We start from the raw sequence: 18,881 nt of genomic DNA on the forward strand, positions 1-18,881 counted from the left end.
TCAGCGGCCGGATGGCACCCATGCCGGCCTTCGTGCCCGTCCGGGCTTCCCTTGCCGCACCGTCACTTCGCCGTGGCGGTGCGATAGGCCTCCGGATTCGACAGCAGCGTGACCGCCGCCTGGAGGTCGCCGTCCCGGCCCTCGGCGGGGGGGCAGGCGCCACGGAGGGCTGTGATCTCGCTCGGCAGCACCGGTACGCGCGCCTGCCGCTGGCGCCGCAGCACGGCGCCCATCGGGGCATCGCCCTGGGCCAGGCGCTCCAGGCCCCGGGTGGCGCCGTCCGCGCCCAGGCTGGTGCAGAGGGAAGGCAGCACGCCCAGCGACTGCAAGGGCCAGCCATCCGGCGCCAGGATGCGGGACCAGGAAAGCGAGAGCTCCCCCTCGTTGGGCAGGGGCACCAGGATCTGGATCAGCCCCTTGCCCATCGTGGCGCTGCCCACCACCGCCGCCCGGCCGTTGTCGGACAGGGCCGCGGTCACGATCTCGGCCGAGGAAGCGGTGCGGCCATCGACCAGGATGGCGATCGGCCGCCCCTGCGTCAGGTCCATCCCCGCCGCGTGCCAGACGCGGCGCGCATCCGGGTGCCGGCCGTCGGTGCGGGCGACGATGCCGGCGGACAGGATGTTGTCCACCACCCGGATCGCCTCCCGCAGGAAGCCACCCCGGTTGCCGCGCAGGTCCAGCACCAGGCTGCGCGGTGCCGGGGAGACGGGGTGGTCGAAGGCCATCAGCAGCGCCTCGCCCAACTGGTCCGCCGTGTCGGAGGAAAAGGCGGTGATCCGCAGCACCAGCACGTCGCCCTGCCGCGCACTGCGGACGGTCTGCGGCGGCACGACCTCCCGCCGCAGGACGATGTTGCGATGGCCGCGGCCGCGCTGGATGCGCAGGCGGGCACGCGAGCCCAGCGGCCCTTCCAGCAGCGCCGCCAGCCGGTCCGGCGCCTGCCGGGCCATGGAGATGCCGTTCAGGCTGAGCAGCACGTCGCCCTGCTGCAATCCGGCCGCCTCGGCGGGGCTGTCGGGCATCACCGCGAGCACCGTGGCGCCGCGCGGGCCACCCTCGACCTGCAGTCCCAGCCCCGCCGTGCCCATGCGGCGGTCGCGGTCGCTGTCGGCGGTGGCGGGCGAGACATAGCGGCTGTAGGGGTCCAGGTGGTTGAACACCTCGTCGAAGCTGGCCTGCAGCAGCGCATCCGCGCCCGCCCGCCGCAGGGTGGGAGAGACCCCCCAGGCCGCGCCATAGAGCCAGGACAGGGCGGTGGCGGCCTCCGCCAGCGTGCCCGGCGTGGCACGCTGCGCCAGGCTCCGCCCCAGCAGCGAGACGCGCAGCACGCCGTCGCGCGACTCCACGTCGAAGCCCGGCTCCAGGGCGGTCAGCCCGCGCAACGCCCAGAGCGCGAGATCGGGCGGCGTCACGGGGTCGAGATGCCGCTCGGCGATCGCCTCGAAACCCGCCTGGAGCGTCGTCTCGATCACCGGGGCCGGGAATGCCTGCGCGCGTGCCGGCCCGGCCCCCAGGAGCAGGGCCGGAACAAGGAGGATCAGCGCCGCCGCGACGAAGCGCCGGAACGGGCCTTGCCAGAGGCAGAGTGCCTTGCGCCCGCCTTGCGACCCGCGCGCGGGTCGCCCTGCAGGAGATCGAATGTCAGGCTGCCGGTCAGGGGCATGGCCTCGGCCAGGCGAACCTCGACCGGCTGTCCCAACGAGAAGGCGAGGCCCGTATGACGGCCCACCAAGCGCTGCGCGCCTTCCTCGTGTTCCCATCGGTCATCCGGCAAGACGCGAATCGGAACGATTCCGCTCGCGCCATTGGTGTCCAGCGTGACGAAGAGACCGAAGCGTGTCACCCCGGAAACCCGTGCGGGGAAAGTAGCACCGACATGGTCCGCCATATAGGCGGCGAGATAGCGGTCCACCGCGTCGCGCTCCGCCTGGGCGGCGCGCCGCTCGGTTCGCGTGATGTCTTCACCGATCGCGGTAAGGCCCTGGGCTTCCTCGCTTGTCAGCCCGTCCGGCCCCAGGCGCAACCCGGCGATCAGGGCGCGATGGACCAGAAGGTCCGCATAACGGCGGATCGGACTCGTGAAATGCGCATAGCGGGCCAGGGCAAGACCGAAATGGCCGATGTTGTCCGGCGCGTACTCGGCCTGGGACTGGGCGCGCAGCACCGTCTCATGCACGAGCCGCTCCTCTGGCCGATCCTTCACCCGTTCCAGAAGTTGCGCGAAGTCGCGCGGACGCAACTCGTTGCCGGGCGGCAGGGACAGGCCGAACGTGTCCAGGAACTGCCGCAACCCCTCCAGCTTCGCATCCGAAGGGCGGTCATGGACCCGGTACATGCAGGGCTGGTGCAACCGTTCCAGCTCCTCCGCCGCGCAGACATTGGCGGCGACCATGAACTCCTCGATCAGCCGGTGGCTGTCGAGGCGGGCCCGGGGCCGCACCGCCAGCACCTTGCCCTCGGGGCTCAGCTCCACCTTCCGCTCCGGCAGGTCGAGGTCCAGCGTACCCCGCTTCTCCCGTGCCCCCAGCAGGGCGCGATAGGCGCCATAGAGCCCGTCCAACCGCGCCTCGCCGGCCTCATGCGCCAACTGCACCGCCTCATAGGTCAGCCGGGCGGTGGAGCGCATGATGCCGCGCCCGAAGCGGTGCGACTGTTTCCGTCCTCCCGCGTCGAAGCGCATCCGCACGAAGAGGCAGCCGCGATCCTCGTCCGGGCGCAGGGAGCACCAGCCGTTGCTGAGCGCCTCCGGCAGCATCGGCACGACCCGGTCGGGGAAATAGACGCTGTTGCCGCGCCGACGCGCCTCCCGGTCCAGCGCCGAGCCAGGGCGGACGTAATGCGCGACATCGGCGATGGCGACCGTCACCTGCCAGCCCTCGCCGTCGGGTTCGGCATGGACGGCATCGTCGAAGTCCCGCGCATCCTCCCCATCGATGGTGACGAGCGGCAGGTCGCGCAGATCCTCGCGCCCCTCCGGCCCGACGCCGCGGGCGCGTTCCGCCTGACGCAGCGCCTCGCCGTCGAAGGCATCGGGGATGCCATGCGCATGGATGCAGACCAGCGAGACCGAGCGGGGCTCGCCCATCTTCCCCAGCCGCTCCAGCACGCGCACGGGCCGCAGGCCGAGCCCATGGCCGGGCAGCGGCTCCGCCAGAACGAGGTCGCCATCCTCGGCGCCGCCTTCCTCGCCGGCCGGCACACGCCAGTCGGCCCGGATGCGGCGGTCCACGGGGCGGACGAGGCCCTTCTCGAACATCCCCAGCACACGCGAGGAACCCTGCTCCGCCAGGCGGCGGATCGTGCGGCCCTCGTATTTCTCGCGCCCCGCCGGTTTCAGCCGCGCCAGCACCCGGTCTCCCGGCGCCAGGGCCGGTTGCCCCTTCGGTTCGGGACGCATGTAGATCAGCGGCGGACGCCCGCCTTCCCAGTTCACCGGGCGGGCGAGGGGATCGCCGTCCGGGTCGGTGCCGAAGACCTGGACGATCGCGGTTTCCGGCAGGTTGGCGGCATGGCGGAAGGAACGCCGCCCGGAAGGCGCGGCGCTGCCCTCGGCCTTCAGTTCCTTCAACAAGGCGCGCAGGGCCGGGCGATGTTCCACGCCCAGGCCGAAATGCCGCACGATCTGGCTCTTGCCCACCGTGCCGCCGGCCGCGCGCAGGAAGGCCCGCAGCTCCTCCCGTGTCGGCAGGTTGGCCGGCGCCTCCGGCTGGGCGGTGGCGCGGCGGCGAGCGCTGGCCTGAGGACCGGCGCCACGGCGAACCTTCACTCGCAGGCCCTGCCGGCCGGGACCAACCGCGATGCGGCGTGCCATCGCGGCGGTGCCCCCGCTCAGGCCTTGGCGGTCTTGCGCGCCGCCGGCTTGGTGGCCGGCTTGCCAGCGGCGGGCTTGGCCGTTGCCTTGGAGGGCGCCTTGGGGGCCGCCTTGCGCGGCGCGGCCTTCTTCGCGGCGGGTTTCTTCTCCTCCCCGGCTTCGGCGGCGGGCTTCGCCGCCGCCTTCTTCGCCGTTGCCTTGGCCTTGCCCTTTGCTCCCGCCTTCCCCTTGGGCGCGAGCTGCTTGCCCTTCTCGGCCAGCAGCGCCACCGCCTGCTCCAGGGTGAAATCCTCCACCTGGACATTGCGCGGCAGGCTGGCCACGGTCTGGCCATGCTGGGCATAGGGGCCGAAGCGCCCGCGCCGGATCTCCACCGGCGCGTTATCCTTCGGATGCTCGCCCAGCACCACGGAACGCGGCTTGGCCTCGGCCAGCAGCGCCACGGCGCGGTTCAGCCCGATGGTCAGCACGTCGTCATCCTTGTCGAGCGACTTGGAGAGCGTGCCCATGGTCAGATAGGGACCGAAGCGGCCGAGATGCGCGGTGATCTCCTCGCCCGTCTCGGGATGCACCCCGACGATGCGCGGCATGGAGAGCAGGGCGAGGGCGCGTTCCAGCGTCACGCCTTCCGGCTCCATGCCCCGGGTCAGGCTGGCACGGCGCGGCTTGGTCGGCTTGCCCTTGGCATCCACCCCCGGCTCGCCGAGCTGGACATAGATGCCATAGGGCCCGCGCCGCATGGTGACCGGCACGCCCTCCGGGCTCGCGCCCAGCTCGCGCACCCCGTCCGCGAAGCCCGCCGCCTCGTCGCCCTCGGCGCCCGGGGCGATCAGCGGGCGGGTGTAGCGGCATTCCGGGTAGTTCGAGCAACCGATGAAGGCGCCCGTCTTTCCCAGCCGCAGGCCGAGCCGCCCGGTATGGCAGTTCGGGCATTCGCGCGGGTCCTTGCCGTCATCGGCCGGCGGGAAGAAGTGCGGCCCCAGATCCTCGTCCAGCGCGTCGATCACGTCGCTGATCTTGAGGTCCTTGGTCGCGGCCACGGCCTTGGAGAAGGCATCCCAGAACTCGGCCATGACCTCCCGCCAGTCGGCGCGCCCGCCGCTGATGTCGTCGAGCTTCTCCTCCAGCGCGGCGGTGAAGTTGCTGTCCACGTAGCGCTCGAAGAAGGCGACCAGGAAGGCGGTGACCAGCCGTCCGCGATCCTCCGGCTGGAAACGCCGCTTCTCCAGCTTCACATAGCTGCGGTCCTGCAGCGTCTGCAGGATCGAGGCATAGGTGGAGGGGCGGCCGATGCCGAGCTCCTCCATCTTCTTCACCAGCGAGGCCTCGGAATAGCGCGGCGGCGGCTGGGTGAAATGCTGCTCCGGCGCCACCTCGCCGCGCTTCAGCGGGTCCTTCTCCGCCACCGGCGGCAGGACGCGCCCGTCCTCCTCGCCGAGCGCGGCGGGGGCATCGTCCACATCCTCCCGGTACAGCTTCAGGAAGCCGTCGAAGGCGATCACCGAGCCGGTGGCGCGCAGCTTCGTCCGGCCCGTTCCCTCGGCGATCTCCACCGTGGTCTGGTCCAGCTCCGCCGAGGCCATCTGGCTGGCCACGGCACGCTTCCAGACCAGGTCGTAGAGGCGCCGCTGCTCCGGATTCAGGTAGCGCGCCACCTGCATCGGGGTGCGCGCGACATCGGTGGGGCGGATCGCCTCGTGCGCCTCCTGGGCGTTCTTGGCGCGGGAGGAATACTCGCGGGCCTGCGGCGGGAGGTAGTTCTGGCCGAACTCCTCGCCGACATGGCCGCGGATGGCCTGGATCGCCTCGGCCGACATCTGCACGCCGTCGGTCCGCATATAGGTGATCAGGCCGACCGTCTCGCCGCCGATCTCCACGCCCTCATAGAGCTGCTGCGCCAGGCGCATCGTCGCCTGGGCGCCGAAGCCGAGCTTGCGCGAGGCCTCCTGCTGCAGGGTCGAGGTGGTGAAGGGCGCCTGCGGGTTGCGGCGGACCCGCTTCTTCTCGACCGAGGCGACGCTGAACTCGCCCGCCTCGATGGCGGCGACGGCGCGCTTCGCGGCGGCCTCGTCGGGCAGGTCGAACTGCTCCAGCCGCTTGCCGTCGAGATGCGTCAGCCGCGCGGTGAAATGCGCCCCGATCGGCGTGGCGAAGCGGGTCTCCACCGTCCAGTACTCGCGCGGCCGGAAGACCTCGATCTCCGCCTCGCGCTCGCAGATCAGGCGCAGCGCGACCGACTGCACCCGCCCGGCCGAACGGCTGCCCGGCAGCTTGCGCCACAGCACGGGGGAGAGCGTGAAGCCCACGAGGTAGTCGAGCGCCCGCCGGGCCAGATAGGCCTCGATCAGCGGCGTATCCAGGTCGCGCGGATGCTCGATGGCGTACTGGATGGCGCGCTTGGTGATCTCGTTGAAGGTGATGCGGTGGACCTCAAGGCCCTTCAGCAGCCGCTTCTGCTCCAGCATCTCCCGCACATGCCAGGAGATGGCCTCGCCCTCGCGATCCGGGTCGGTGGCGAGGAAGAGCCGCTTGGCCCCCTTCAGCGCCGAGGCGATCTCGCGGAGCTGCCGCTCCCCGCGCTCCTCGGACTCCCAGTCCATGGCGAAGCCTTCCTCGGGCCGCACCGAACCGTCCTTTGCGGGCAGGTCGCGCACATGGCCGAAGGAGGCGATGACCTTGTAGCCGCCACCCAGATACTTGTTGATGGTCTTGGCCTTGGCGGGGGATTCTACGACGACGACGTCGGTCATTTTCGCTCTGAGGTGTCCTCCCGGCCCGCAACGGCAGACCGGACAATACGGTTTCCAGGCAGCACCTCGATCCGCCCCGAGATCTCGAGATCGGCGACCAGGCCCTGAAGATCGGAATGGGAGAGGTGGCAGCGGCGCAGGATTTCGTCAACCGCCACGGGAGAATAGCCAATCAGGTCAAGAAGATAGTCTGTGTCCGAGGCGTCCTGCGATGGTTCTGGCGGCGAATCCAACGCCTCCGGGCCGGGTCCGGGCCGCGCTTTCCGGCCCGCTTCCGGCCGCAGCAGGGAAACCGGCCGCGGGGCTTCCGGCAGGTGCGCCAGCACGTCCCCGGCATGCTCGCAGAGGGTCGCGCCCTGCCGCAGAAGGTCGTTGGAGCCACGGCAGCGCGGGTCGAGCGGGCTGCCCGGCACGGCGAAGACCTCACGCCCGGCCTCGATGGCATGCTGGGCGGTGAGCAGGGTGCCGGAGCCCATCGCGGCCTCCACCACGACCACGCCCAGGCTGAGCCCGGCGACGATCCGGTTGCGGCGCGGGAAATGCCGGGCGGAGGGCTGCGTCCCCAGCGGATACTCCGCCACCAGCGCCCCGCCCTCCGCCGCGATCCGCTCCTGCAACCGCGCGTTCTCGGGCGGGTAGGCAATGTCCAGCCCGCCGGGCAGGACCGCCACGGTGCGCCCCTTCCGCAAGGCACCCTCATGCGCCGCCGTGTCCACTCCGCGCGCCAGGCCGGAGGTGACGGCGATCCCGTCGCCCGCCAGCGCGGCCGCGATCTCCTCGGCGATACGGCGCCCGGGGGCGGAGGCGTTCCGCGCGCCGACGATGGCCACCTGCCGCAGCGCCAGGACGGCCGGGTCGCCCAGCACGGCCAGCACCGCCGGGGGATCGCCGATCAGGGACAGGAGCTCCGGATAGCCTTCCTCCTGCCAGAACAGGAAGCGGCCTCCCGCCTCCCGCACCGTGTCGTATTCCCGTTGGACCGTGCCGGGGGCCGGTGGCTCGAAACGCCCGCCGTCCCGGCGCGCCGGCCAGCGGGGCAGGGCCTCCAGCGCGGCGAGGCCGCTGCCGAAGCGTTCCAGCAACTGGCGGAAGCGGACCGTGCCGATACCGTCGGTGCGGGCCAGCCGGAGCCGGGCCAGGGCTTCCGCCTCGTTCAAGCGCCCGGCTTCTCCTTGCCCTGCCCGATGCGCGGCTCCGTGCCGGCCAGCAGGCGGCCGATATTCGCGTGGTGCCGCACATAGACGTAGAGCACGATCAGCGTCACGGCGATGGCGACGGCGGGCACCTCCAGCGCCCAGGCGGCCAGCAGCGCGATGGCCAGCCCGCCCAGCGCGCCGGCGGAGGAGATGCGGGTGATCTTCGCCACCAGCAGCCATCCCAGGGCCGCCGCCAGGAAGACCCAGACCGACAGGGCCAGGAAGACGCCGAGCGAGGTCGCCACGCCCTTGCCACCCCGGAAGCCGAGCCAGGGGGGATGGCAATGGCCCAGCACCGCGCCCACCGCCGCCGCCGGGGCGGCACCGGGGCCGAGCAGGGCCACGGCCAGCAGCACCGCCGCCGTGCCCTTCAGCGCATCCAGCAGCAGCGTGGCGGCGGCCAGCTTCTTGTTGCCGGTGCGCAGCACGTTGGTGGCGCCGATATTGCCCGAGCCGATGCTGCGGATATCGCCCAGCCCGGCGGCGCGGGTCAGGATCAGGCCGAAGGGGATGGAGCCCAGCAGCAGCCCGATCAGCAGCCCCAGCAGATGCAGGGTCCAGGGATTCATCAGCCGAAGACCCGCCGCCCGGCCTTCCAGGTGCCCAGGACCCGCCCCTCCAGCGCGCGCCCGTCGAAGGGCGAGTTCTGCGCCTTGCCGGGCAGCTTCCCGGCCTCGACCTTCCAGGCGCGCTCCAGGTCGAAGAGCACGAGATCGGCCGGGGCGCCGGCGGCCAGGCGCCCGGCCTCCAGCCCCAGCAGCTTCGCCGGGGCGGCGGTCAGCAGCTCCAGCGCCCGCAGCAGCGGCAGGTCCCCGGCATGGACGCGGGCCAGGGTGACGGCGAGCAGCGTCGCCAGCCCGGCGCCGCCGGCCTCGGCCTGGGCGAAGGGCAGGCGCTTGTCATCCGCATCGCGCGGCTGATGGTCGGAGGCGATGGCGTCGATCGTGCCGTCGGCCAGGGCCGCCACCACCGCCTCGCGGTCGCTCTCGGGGCGCAGCGGCGGCTCCAGCTTCGCATAGGTGCGGTAGTCGCCGATCGCCGTCTCGTTCAGGTCGAAATAGGGGGGCGCGGTGTCGCAGGTGACGCGCAGCCCCTCGGCCTTGGCCTCCCGCACCAGCTCCAGCGCCGCCGCGGTGGACAGATGGGCGAAGTGGACATGGCCGCCCGTCAGCCGCGCCAGGGCGATGTCGCGGGCGACCTGCATCGCCTCGGACGCCGCCGGCACGCTGGGCAGGCCCAGCCGCGTCGCCAGTTCGCCCTCGGTCGCCGCCGCGCCGCGCGACAGGCTCGGCACCGCCGGATGCTGCACGATGAAGCTGCCGAAGGCCCGGGCGTAGGAGAGGGCGATCCGCATGGTCCTCGCATCGCCGATGGCATGGTTGCCGTCGGTGAAGGCGACCGCCCCGGCCTCCCGCAACAGGCCGAACTCGGTCATCTCCTTGCCGGCGCAGCCGCGCGTGGCGGCGCCATAGGGGAGGATCGAGAGGCTGCCCGTCGCCTCGCCACGCCGGAGCACGAATTGCAGCAGCGCCGGATCGTCCAGCGCTGGCTCGCTGTCCGGGAGGGCGCAGAGGGTGGTGATCCCGCCCGCCGCCGCGGCCAGGGCGGCGGAGGCGATGGTCTCCCGGTGCTCGGCGCCTGGCTCGCCCACGGCGGCGCGCAGGTCGATCAGGCCGGGGGCCAGGCAGGCGCCGCCGCCATCCACCACCGTGGCGCCCTCGGGGATGCCCGCCGGGCCGCCCTGCAGCACCTCGGCGATCGTGCCGCCGCGCAGCAGCAGGCTGCCGGCACCGTCGAGGCCGCTCGCCGGGTCGAGCAGCCGGATGTTGGTGAGGATCGTATCGGTCATCAGCGGTCGTTCCGGCCCGGGCCACGCGAGAGGATGTCGAGCACGGCCATGCGGACCGCCACGCCCATCTCCACCTGCTCGCCGATCACGCTGCGGCTGGGGTCGTCGGCCACGGCGCTGTCGATCTCCACGCCCCGGTTCATCGGGCCGGGATGCATGACGATGGCATCGGGCTTCGCGGCGCGCAGCTTCTCGGCATCCAGGCCGTAGAAGCGGAAGAACTCGCGGGCCGAGGGAACGAGGCCGCCTGCCATGCGCTCCTTCTGCAGGCGCAGCATCATGACCACGTCGGCATCCTTCAGGCCCGTGCGCATCTCGTGGTGGATCTCCACCCCCAACCGGTCGGCGGCGGAGGGGATCAGGGTCGGCGGGCCGACGATCCTCACCCGGCAGTTCATGGCGCTCAACAAGTGGATGTTGGAGCGCGCGACCCGGGAATGCAGCACGTCGCCGCAGATGGCGACGGTCAGGTTCTCCAGGCTCCCCTTGTGGCGGCGGATGGTCAGCGCATCCAGCAGGGCCTGGGTCGGGTGCTCATGCGTGCCGTCGCCCGCGTTGATCACCGCCGCGTCCACCTTCTGGCTCAGCAGGGCCGGGGCACCGGACTGGGCATGGCGGACCACCAGGAGGTCCGTCTTCATGGCGTTCAGGGTGGAGGCGGTGTCGAGCAGCGTCTCGCCCTTGTTCACGCTGCTGTTGGAGACGGACATGTTGATCACGTCCGCGCCCAGCCGCTTGCCCGCCAGCTCGAAGGAGGTGCGGGTGCGGGTCGAGTCCTCGAAGAAGAGGTTGATCAGCGTGCGGCCCTTGAGCACGTCGCGCCGGGTCTGCCCGGACCGGTTGAGCAGGGCGTAGCTTTCGGCGAGGTCCAGCAACTCCCCGATATAGTGGGGATGCAGGCCCTCGATGGCCAGGAGATGTCGGGAGGGGAAGGCAACCATTCCGGGCAGGCGTCCAATGTCGCGGCGGACCATAGGCGCGGCGTGGATTCGGCGGAAGCCCGCCGCGCTCCGGTCCGGTGGGGGGTGTCAGGGGGCGGGCGGGGGGCGGGTGGCGTCCAGCGCCGATTGCAGCATGTAGGCCGCGGCGGCGGCATCCACCGCCTTGGCGCGCTTGGCGCGGGACAGGTCGGCCTCCTCCACCAGCATCCGGTTCACGGCGGAGGAGGACAGGCGCTCGTCCCAGAGCGAGACGGGCAGGCCCACGGCCTCGGACACGGCCATGCCCCAGTCCTTGGCGGCCTGGGCGGCGGGGCCGAAGGAACCGTCCAGCCCCAGCGGCAGCCCCACCACCAGCCCGCCCGCGCCTTCCCGGTCCGCGACGGCACGGATCTCGGCGGCATTGGCGGCGAGCTTGCCCCGGGGAATGGAGCGATAGGGCGAGGCCAGCATCAGCAGCACGTCCGAAAGCGCGAGGCCGATGGTCCGGCGGCCGGGATCGATCCCGATCAGCCGGGCATCCCGGGGCAGGGCGGCCCGCAATTCGGGCAGGAGCAGGAGGGGCATGAGCCCGGGCTTTCGCCGGGGGCGTGGCCGCCGTCAAGCGGAAGCCGCGCCACCCAGCCCTGCCGCATCGGCTGTCCAGGCCAGGATGATCGCGAAATCAACCTTCTGGCCCGGAATTCTCGTTTGACAGGTGAGGCTCCGTCCGCTCACTCCGTGTTGCTGAGCGCAGAAGGCGGCGGCGAGCGCGTCTCGGCGCCGGACGGGTCCCCGGCTTTGTCTGGCACGGGCTCCGGCCGGTGTTCCTCATGCCGCGGCGTGCGGGCGAGGATGACGGTCTGCGCCGGAAGCGCGATCTGGATCCCCAACTCCTGGAAGCGCTTCTTGATGCGGCGGTTGAACTCCCGCTGCACGCCCCAGCGGCCGCTGTCGCGGCACTTCATCTGGCCGACCACGGTGGCGGTGGCGCCATCCACCTTGTCCACACCCCAGAGGGCGAAGTCGTCCAGGATGTTGTCGCGGAAGGCCGGGTCCTGCCGCAGCCCGGCGCCGATCTCCTTCAGCACCTCGCCCACCCGGTCCGTGTCCTCGTCCGAGGCGACGGTAACGGAGACCGCGGCATTGCCGATGCCCTTGTTGGTGTTGGTCACCGTGGTCACGGAGGAGAAGGGGATGACATGCACCGACCCGTCCCCCGCCCGCAGCCGGATGGTGCGGACGGACAGCGCCTCCACCGAGCCGGACAGGCCGGAGACCGTCACCCAGTCCCCCACCTGCATGGCGTTCTCCAGCAGCAGGAACATGCCGTTGATCACGTCCTGCACCAGCTTCTGCGAGCCGAAGCCCAGCGCCACGCCGATGATCGAGGCGCCGGCCAGCAGCGGGGCGATGTTGACGCCGAGCTGGCTGAGGGCGGTGAAGCCCACCACGATCAGGATGGCGGTCAGCAGCGCGGTGCGCAGCAGCGGCAGCAGGGTGCGCAGCCGGGCGGAGCGGGCATAGTCGCCCCGCGCGGCCATGTCGCCGATCTGCCGGTCCACCCAGGAATTGGTGAGTTCCCAGATCACCACCGCCACCAGGGCGGCGATCAGCACCACCACGGCGGAATTGGCGATGCGCTCGCCCAGCCGCCCGTTCTGGAACCAGGCGAAGGCATCCACCCCCCAGACCTGCAGCACGGCGAGCACCGTCACCACCGCCATGGCCAGCGAGATCAGCCGGCGCAGGACGGGGTAGTAGCGGTTGGCCCGTTCCTCCAGGAAGGGCAGCCGCAGCTTCTTCTCCGCATCGATGCGGAAGATCCGGTCCAGCAGGCCCAGGATGCCGACGGTGATCAGGCGCGCCAGCACCAGCACCACCACGGTCAGGCCGAAATAGCGGAAGAGCAGGCCATAGCCGTTGCGGATCTCCACCGCCCAGACGAACCAGATGGCGAGGATCAGGAAGATCGCCAGCACGTGCCAGATGGCCGCCAGCCAGTTGCGCGCCAGGGCGAAGGCGCTGTGCGAGCCGTGCGGGGCGGCGATCGCCTCGGCCACCGGCTTGCGGCACTGCAGGACCACCACGACCATCATCAGGTGCGTGGCCAGGATCAGCAGCTTCGCCGCGGAGGTATAGGCGAGGCTGTAGAGGCCCAGCACCCGGGCCATCTCCAGCACCGCCATCCCATAGACCACGACCCGGCTGATCCGGGCCAGCCAGACCTCGACATAGGCGGCGGTCTCGTCGCTGATGTCGAAGAGACGCAGGGCCTCGTAATCCGGTGAGACCAGCATGTGGCAGATGGCCATGACCGTGTGCTGGATCACATAGGCATTGACGGCGGCCAGGATGATCAGCGGCACCGTCCAGCCATCGTTCAGCGGCGTGGCCAGCAGCAGGTTGCCCACGGCGGCGAAGGCGGCGATGGGCAGCAGTTCCAGCAGCAGCCGCAGCAGGGCCAGGGGCAGCCGGCGCAGGAAGCGCAACTCCGCCCGGCTGGCGAGGCCGGCCGCGTCGGGCCCCATGGCCTCGCGCTCCCGCCGGCGCCGGGCCACGCCTTCCTCGGCGCGGTGGATCACCATCGCCGTCGGCCGGCGCAGGGCACGGCTGGCGAGGCGGCGGGCCGTCCAGGCCAGGGCGCAGACCAGCACCAGCTTCCAGCCCGCGTCGAGGGCGGTGGACTGGGCATAGGGGTTGGTCGCGGTGCGGACCATCCAGTCCCAGACCATCGGGACATTGCCCACGGTCCGCCCCGCCGTGACCAGGTAGCCCGAGGCATTCCCGAACCAGCCGGAAAGCGCGACGATGAGCTGCGCCAGGATGCCGTCCGCCTGCAGCGAGACCCGCTCCGGCGTCCCCGGCGCCGCGGCCCCGGCGGCGGGGGCAGCGGTGGCCGGTGTGGCCTCGGAAGGCTGCGCGGGGGCCCTCTCGGCCGTGCCTCCTGCCGCCGGGGCCGTGGCGCCGCCCGGAACGGGCGCGCCATGGGTGGACGGCGTGGCCGGGGTGGAGGCCGGTGCGGTGCGGGCGATGGCTTCCAGGGTGGTGATCACGTCCCGGCGGCGCGCGTCGTTCTGCAGCACCTCCAGCGCCCGTCGCGCCTCCTCGGGCGTCAGGCCCGGCTGCGCGGCACTGGGCTGCGCTGCACTGGACTGCGGGGCCGTGGCGGCGTTCTGGGCCAGGGCGGGCCGGGACAGGCCGGGCGCGCCCATGGCCAGCAGGAGGGCGAGCAGGAGCAGGCCAAAGGCCGGAGCCGGGGACCCCGCGCCTTGGCGTCTCGCCCCGGCGGTCATGGTCCTTCGGCGGTCCCGGCCAGGGGCCGGTCCGTGTCCGACGCGTGATAGCCTCATCCAGTCACTGTCCTTTTCGCTGTGCCGGGGCGCGGCTCCAAGGACAGGCCAAGGCTCCGCGGCCCCTGGTCCGGCCGTGGTCTATCTCGGTGAGCGGTGCTTCTAGGCCGAACCCGCCTCCGGATCGACCGTTGCGCTCCCGGGGTTACGCTTCGTTTCCCGGCGCTTCCCACCCGTCAGCGGCAAAAGCCGGTGGGGCGCCCCGGGTTTCAGGCCGGAAACCGTCCCGGCCCGCCATCTCCGGCGGGGGCGGGGCAGGTCTGTCCGTGCGCCTTTCCGGGGCCGCTTCGCGGCGGTCAGCGACGCACGGCCCTTGACTTCGGGCCCGTCGCTCGCTTCCTGGCCCTTGTCTGTACTCTGAACTGGGGTTCCTTCCCGAACATGTCGCTCGATACCGCCACCGTCCGGCGCGTCGCGTCGCTCGCCCGCATCCATCTGGAGGATGAGGAGGTCACGCGCCTGCAAGCCGAGCTGAACGGCATCCTGGCCTGGGTGGAACAACTCCAGGCCGTGGACACGGCCGGCATCGAGCCCATGGCGGGCGGTGCCGCCATGCCGGAACTCGCCGTCCTGCGCATGCGGGACGACGTGGTGACCGACGGCGGCATGCCGGAGAAGGTCCTCGCCAACGCGCCCGACCGCCAGGGCGATTTCTTCACCGTTCCGAAGGTCGTCGAATAAGATGCGCCCGACCGATTTCACGCTCCGTGGCGCGCTGGACGCGCTGAACGAGGGCGAGATCACCTCCGAAGAGCTGACCCGCGCCCATCTGGATGCGATCGAGGCCCTGAACCCCCGGCTCAACGCCTATATCACCGTCACGGCGGAGAAGGCGCTGGAGGCCGCGCGCGCCTCCGACGCCCGCCGCAAGGCGGGGCAGGCGGGCAGGCTGGACGGCGTGCCGCTGGCCATCAAGGACCTGTTCTGCACCGAGGGCACCCGCACCACGGCAGCCAGCCGCATCCTGGGCGAATTCGTGCCGCCCTATGAGAGCACCGTCACCGCCAACCTGCTGCGCGACGGCGCGGTCTTCCTGGGCAAGGTGAACCTGGACGAGTTCGCCATGGGCTCCTCCAACGCCACCTCCGCCTTCGGCGGCGTGGAGAATCCCTGGTCCCGCCGCAACGACCCGGACACGAAGCTGGTCCCCGGCGGGTCCTCGGGCGGGTCCGCCGCCGCCGTCGCGGCGCGGCTGGCCCTGGGCGCCACGGCGACCGACACGGGCGGCTCCATCCGCCAGCCCGCGGCCTTCTGCGGCATCGCCGGGATCAAGCCGACCTATGGCCGCTGCTCGCGCTGGGGCGTGGTGGCCTTCGCCTCCTCGCTCGACCAGGCGGGGCCGGTGGCACGGACCGTGGAGGACTGCGCCCTGCTGCTCGGCTCCATGGCCGGGTTCGACCCCAAGGACTCCACCTCGGTGGAACTGCCGGTGCCGGATTTCGCGGCGGCCTGCGCGCGCGGGGTGAAGGGGCTGCGCATCGGCGTACCCAAGGAATACCGCCTGCCGGGCATGCCGGAGGAGATCGGCAGGCTCTGGGAACAGGGGCTCGACTGGCTGCGCGCCGAGGGCGCGGAGATCGTGGAGATCTCCCTGCCGCACACGAAATACGCGCTGCCGACCTACTATATAGTGGCGCCGGCCGAGGCCTCCTCGAACCTCGCCCGCTATGACGGCGTGCGCTACGGCGCCCGCGTCTCCACGGGCGGCGATCTCAAGGATCTCTACGAGCACACCCGCGCCGCCGGCTTCGGCGCCGAGGTGAAGCGCCGCATCATGATCGGCACCTATGTGCTCTCCGCCGGCTACTACGACGCCTACTACCTGAAGGCGCAGCGGGTGCGGGCGCTGATCAAGCGCGACTTCGACGAGGCCTGGGAGAAGGTGGACGCCATCCTGACGCCCGCCACGCCCTCGGCCGCCTTCGGCGCGGACGAGAAGCAGGACGACCCCGTCGCCATGTACCTGAACGACGTCTTCACCGTGACGGCGAACCTCGCCGGCCTCCCGGGGCTCTCGGTCCCGGCCGGGCTGGACGCGCAGGGCCTGCCGCTGGGCCTGCAGGTGATCGGCAAGCCCTTCGACGAGGAGACCGTCTTCGCGGTCGGCACCGCCCTGGAGCGGGCCGCCGATTTCACCGCCCTGCCGGGCGTGAGGGCTTTCGCATGAGCTATACGATCGAGGGCGAGACCGGCCCCTGGGAACTGGTGATCGGGCTGGAAGTCCATGCCCAGGTCAGTTCCGAAGCCAAGCTCTTCTCCGGGGCGGCGACCGAGTTCGGCGCTCCGCCGAACAGCCAGGTCTCCTTCGTGGATGCCGGCATGCCGGGCATGCTGCCGGTCATCAACCGGGAATGCGTGGCCCAGGCGGTGCGCACCGGGCTGGGGCTGAAGGCGAAGATCAATCCCTGGTCGCGCTTCGACCGGAAGAACTATTTCTACGCCGACCTGCCGACGGGCTATCAGATCAGCCAGTTCGCCTTCCCCATCGTGGGGGAGGGCAAGCTGACCATCGAGCTCTCCGACGGCACGGCGAAGGAGATCGGCATCACCCGCCTGCATCTGGAGCAGGATGCGGGCAAGTCGCTGCACGACCAGGACCCGTCGCGAACCTTCGTGGACCTGAACCGGGCCGGCGTGGCGCTGATGGAGATCGTCTCCGAGCCGGACCTCCGCTCGCCGGAGGAGGCTGGGGCCTATGTCACCAAGCTGCGGCAGATCCTGCGCTATCTCGGCACCTGCGACGGCAACATGGAGGAAGGCAGCCTCCGCGCCGACGTGAACGTCTCCGTCCGCAAGGCGGGGGAGGGGTTCCGCACGCGCTGCGAGGTGAAGAACGTCAACTCCATCCGCTTCGTCATGCAGGCCGTCGAGGCCGAGGCGCGGCGCCAGATCGAGGTCTGGGAATCGGGCGGCACGGTGGAGCAGGAGACGCGGCTCTTCGACACCGGCCGGGGCGTGACCCGCTCCATGCGCTCCAAGGAGGATGCGCATGACTACCGCTACTTCCCCGACCCGGACCTGCCGCCGCTGGTGCTGGAGCCGGCCTGGATCGAGGGGCTGAAATCCGGGCTTTCCGAACTGCCGGACGACCGCCGCGCCCGCTATGTCGGCGAATACGGCCTCACCGCCTATGACGCCCATGTGCTGACGCTGGAGAAGGAGACGGCCGCCTATTACGAGGAGGTCGCCCGCGGGCGCGACGCCAAGCAGGCGGCCAACTGGGTGATGGGCGATCTCTTCGCCGCGCTGAACCGCACCAGGACGGACATCACCACCTCGCCCGTCTCGGCGAAGGACCTGGGCGCGCTGCTGGACCTGATGGCGGACAACACCCTGTCCGGCAAGCTGGCCAAGGAGGTCTTCGAGGCCATGGTCGAGACGGGCCGCGCGCCCGGCGAGATCGTGGAGGAGCGGGGGCTGAAGCAGGTGACCGACACCGGCGCCATCGAGGCGGTGGTGGACGAGGTCCTCGCGAAGAATGCCGACAAGGTGGCCGAGTACCGTTCCGGCAAGGACAAGCTCTTCGGCTTCTTCGTGGGCCAGACGATGCGGGCCATGCAGGGCAAGGGCAACCCGGCCCTGGTGAACGAGGTCATCAAGGCGAAGCTCGCCGGCTGAGCCCGGCGCCGGGTTCCGTCCGCGCCAGGAAAGCATGCCAGGGAAGGGGCCGGCGGCACATGCCGCCGGCCCCTTTTTCATGCCCTGCCGCCCCGCAGCGAGGCGATCAGCTCGTTGTTGTAGCGGCGGGTCATGCCGGGGATCAGGAAGATGTCCACGAACAGCCAGATACCCACCAGCAGGAAGCCCAGATGGCCGATGAAGATCAGGCTCAGCACCCAGCTCAAAGCCGTGATCAACAGCATCACCACGCCGCTCATGGTCCGGCCCAGATAGAAGCGGTGGATGCCCAGCCAGCCCAGGAAGAACCACAGCACATAGGCCACCAGGGCCGACTTCTTGTTCGCGTCGTATTGCATCATCATCATCGCTTCGCCCGGCGCCGCCCCTTGGGGGAGACCGCTGGGCGATACGTTGAAGGACTGTGACATCCGGCAGATCCTCTTCGGCCTCTTCCCCTTCCATATAGGGATTCGGGCCGCGCCGCCGGAGTGGTCCAGCCACCATCGCAAGACGAGGCCCGGCATGAGCATCACGCTGCACACCTGGAACACGCCCAACGGACGCAAGATCAGCGTGGCGCTGGAGGAGATGGGCCTGCCCTACACGGTGAAGACCGTGGACATCACCAAGGGCCAGCAGTTCGAGCCGGACTTCCTCAGGATCAGCCCGAACAACCGCATCCCGGCCATCGTCGATTCGGAGAGGCCGGACGGAAAGCCGATCAGCGTCTTCGAGTCGGGCGCGATTCTCCTCTACCTCGGCGAAAAGACCGGGAAGTTCCTGCCGCGCGACCTGCGCGCCCGGGTCCCGGTGCTGGAATGGCTGATGTGGCAGATGGGCGGATTCGGCCCCATGCCGGGGCAGGTCCACCACTTCCTGGGACAGCCGGAGGGGCCGGCGCGCGACTATGGCGTGGAGCGCTACGGCAAGGAGACGAAGCGTCTCTATGGCGTGCTCGACAGGCGCCTGGCCGGGCGCGACTTCGTGGCCACCGAGGGAGAGCCGAGCGTGGCGGACTTCGCCATCCTCGGCTGGGCCTGGCGGCATGAGCGGCACCTGGTGCCCTTCGACGGCCTGCCGAACGTGGCCGCCTGGTACGACCGGATGATGGCCCGCCCCGCGGTGAAGCGCGGCTTCGAAATCCCGCTGTCCTGAGGTTTGACGGCGCCTTCGGTCACGGCTAGAAGCACCCCCGCAACGCCGTGAGACTTTCCACTCCTGCGGAGGGGTGGCCGAGTGGCCGAAGGCGGCGGTTTGCTAAACCGTTATAGGATGTCAAGTCCTATCGTGGGTTCGAATCCCATCCCCTCCGCCATTTTCTGTCCACGGATTTCCTAGGCTTTCGGCGGTGTGACCGGGCGATTTGTACCCCGGATTGTAA

Annotated in this window: 14 protein-coding genes and 1 tRNA gene; 5 read left to right on the top strand and 10 right to left on the bottom strand. The window is 71.0% G+C overall.

The genetic code is table 11. The features are described from left to right. Window positions 1-62: 62 nt before the first annotated feature. The 9 genes from RGI145_RS07870 to RGI145_RS07910 all read right to left on the bottom strand — a co-directional run bounded on the left by RGI145_RS07870 (window position 63) and on the right by RGI145_RS07910 (window position 13,822). Entirely contained in the window at window positions 63-1,475 is a 1,413-nt protein-coding gene (locus RGI145_RS07870) for a S41 family peptidase (protein WP_075797914.1), read from the bottom strand. Between the two features lie 65 nt (window positions 1,476-1,540). Continuing rightward, a complete protein-coding gene (gene rnr, locus RGI145_RS07875; RefSeq protein ID WP_156878471.1) occupies window positions 1,541-3,814 on the bottom strand; it encodes a ribonuclease R in 2,274 nt (757 codons plus the stop codon). A 17-nt stretch (window positions 3,815-3,831) separates the two neighbouring features. Further along, window positions 3,832-6,564 carry a type I DNA topoisomerase gene (gene topA, locus RGI145_RS07880; RefSeq protein WP_075797915.1) on the bottom strand — a complete coding sequence of 911 codons (2,733 nt, stop codon included), beginning with the start codon at window positions 6,562-6,564 and terminating at the stop codon, window positions 3,832-3,834. Beyond that, window positions 6,561-7,721 carry a DNA-processing protein DprA gene (gene dprA / locus RGI145_RS07885; protein ID WP_075797916.1) on the bottom strand — a complete coding sequence of 387 codons (1,161 nt, stop codon included), beginning with the start codon at window positions 7,719-7,721 and terminating at the stop codon, window positions 6,561-6,563. Before dprA ends, topA begins: the two co-directional genes overlap by 4 nt. Further along, window positions 7,718-8,329, bottom strand: coding sequence for a glycerol-3-phosphate 1-O-acyltransferase PlsY (gene plsY, locus RGI145_RS07890; RefSeq protein WP_027280890.1), 612 nt, complete (start codon window positions 8,327-8,329; stop codon window positions 7,718-7,720). The genes dprA and plsY overlap by 4 nt, the downstream gene beginning before the upstream one ends. Next, window positions 8,329-9,609 carry a dihydroorotase gene (locus RGI145_RS07895; RefSeq protein ID WP_075797917.1) on the bottom strand — a complete coding sequence of 427 codons (1,281 nt, stop codon included), beginning with the start codon at window positions 9,607-9,609 and terminating at the stop codon, window positions 8,329-8,331. The genes plsY and RGI145_RS07895 overlap by 1 nt, the downstream gene beginning before the upstream one ends. Continuing rightward, the gene (locus RGI145_RS07900) at window positions 9,609-10,550 is read right to left on the bottom strand and encodes an aspartate carbamoyltransferase catalytic subunit (protein WP_075799936.1); all 942 of its coding nucleotides are present in this window, start codon (window positions 10,548-10,550) and stop codon (window positions 9,609-9,611) included. Before RGI145_RS07900 ends, RGI145_RS07895 begins: the two co-directional genes overlap by 1 nt. An 87-nt stretch (window positions 10,551-10,637) precedes the next feature. Further along, on the bottom strand, window positions 10,638-11,114 hold the full coding sequence (gene ruvX, locus RGI145_RS07905; RefSeq protein ID WP_027280893.1) for a Holliday junction resolvase RuvX: 477 nt from the start codon (window positions 11,112-11,114) through the stop codon (window positions 10,638-10,640). Between the two features lie 146 nt (window positions 11,115-11,260). Next, entirely contained in the window at window positions 11,261-13,822 is a 2,562-nt protein-coding gene (locus tag RGI145_RS07910; RefSeq protein WP_075797918.1) for a mechanosensitive ion channel family protein, read from the bottom strand. A gap of 438 nt (window positions 13,823-14,260) precedes the next feature. Between RGI145_RS07910 and gatC the strand changes: the two genes are divergently transcribed. From gatC to gatB, 3 genes are read left to right on the top strand one after another with little or no spacing between them, the layout of a single operon-like run. Further along, on the top strand, window positions 14,261-14,560 hold the full coding sequence (gene gatC, locus RGI145_RS07915; RefSeq protein WP_027280894.1) for an Asp-tRNA(Asn)/Glu-tRNA(Gln) amidotransferase subunit GatC: 300 nt from the start codon (window positions 14,261-14,263) through the stop codon (window positions 14,558-14,560). Between the two features lies 1 nt (window position 14,561). Further along, on the top strand, window positions 14,562-16,046 hold the full coding sequence (gene gatA, locus RGI145_RS07920) for an Asp-tRNA(Asn)/Glu-tRNA(Gln) amidotransferase subunit GatA (protein ID WP_075797919.1): 1,485 nt from the start codon (window positions 14,562-14,564) through the stop codon (window positions 16,044-16,046). Next, a complete protein-coding gene (gene gatB, locus RGI145_RS07925) occupies window positions 16,043-17,497 on the top strand; it encodes an Asp-tRNA(Asn)/Glu-tRNA(Gln) amidotransferase subunit GatB (protein ID WP_075797920.1) in 1,455 nt (484 codons plus the stop codon). The genes gatA and gatB overlap by 4 nt, the downstream gene beginning before the upstream one ends. Window positions 17,498-17,574: 77 nt before the next feature. Here the strand turns inward: gatB and RGI145_RS07930 are convergent, their stop codons facing one another. Beyond that, window positions 17,575-17,928, bottom strand: a complete 354-nt coding sequence (locus RGI145_RS07930; protein ID WP_083670539.1) for a TM2 domain-containing protein — start codon at window positions 17,926-17,928, stop codon at window positions 17,575-17,577. A 94-nt stretch (window positions 17,929-18,022) separates the two neighbouring features. On the opposite strand from RGI145_RS07930, the gene RGI145_RS07935 reads away from it, so the two are divergent. Beyond that, on the top strand, window positions 18,023-18,655 hold the full coding sequence (locus tag RGI145_RS07935) for a glutathione S-transferase family protein (protein WP_075797921.1): 633 nt from the start codon (window positions 18,023-18,025) through the stop codon (window positions 18,653-18,655). Window positions 18,656-18,722: 67 nt separating this feature from the next. Beyond that, window positions 18,723-18,815 (top strand) — tRNA-Ser (locus RGI145_RS07940). Window positions 18,816-18,881 lie beyond the last annotated feature (66 nt).

Source organism: Roseomonas gilardii (assembly GCF_001941945.1).
Lineage (GTDB): Bacteria > Pseudomonadota > Alphaproteobacteria > Acetobacterales > Acetobacteraceae > Roseomonas.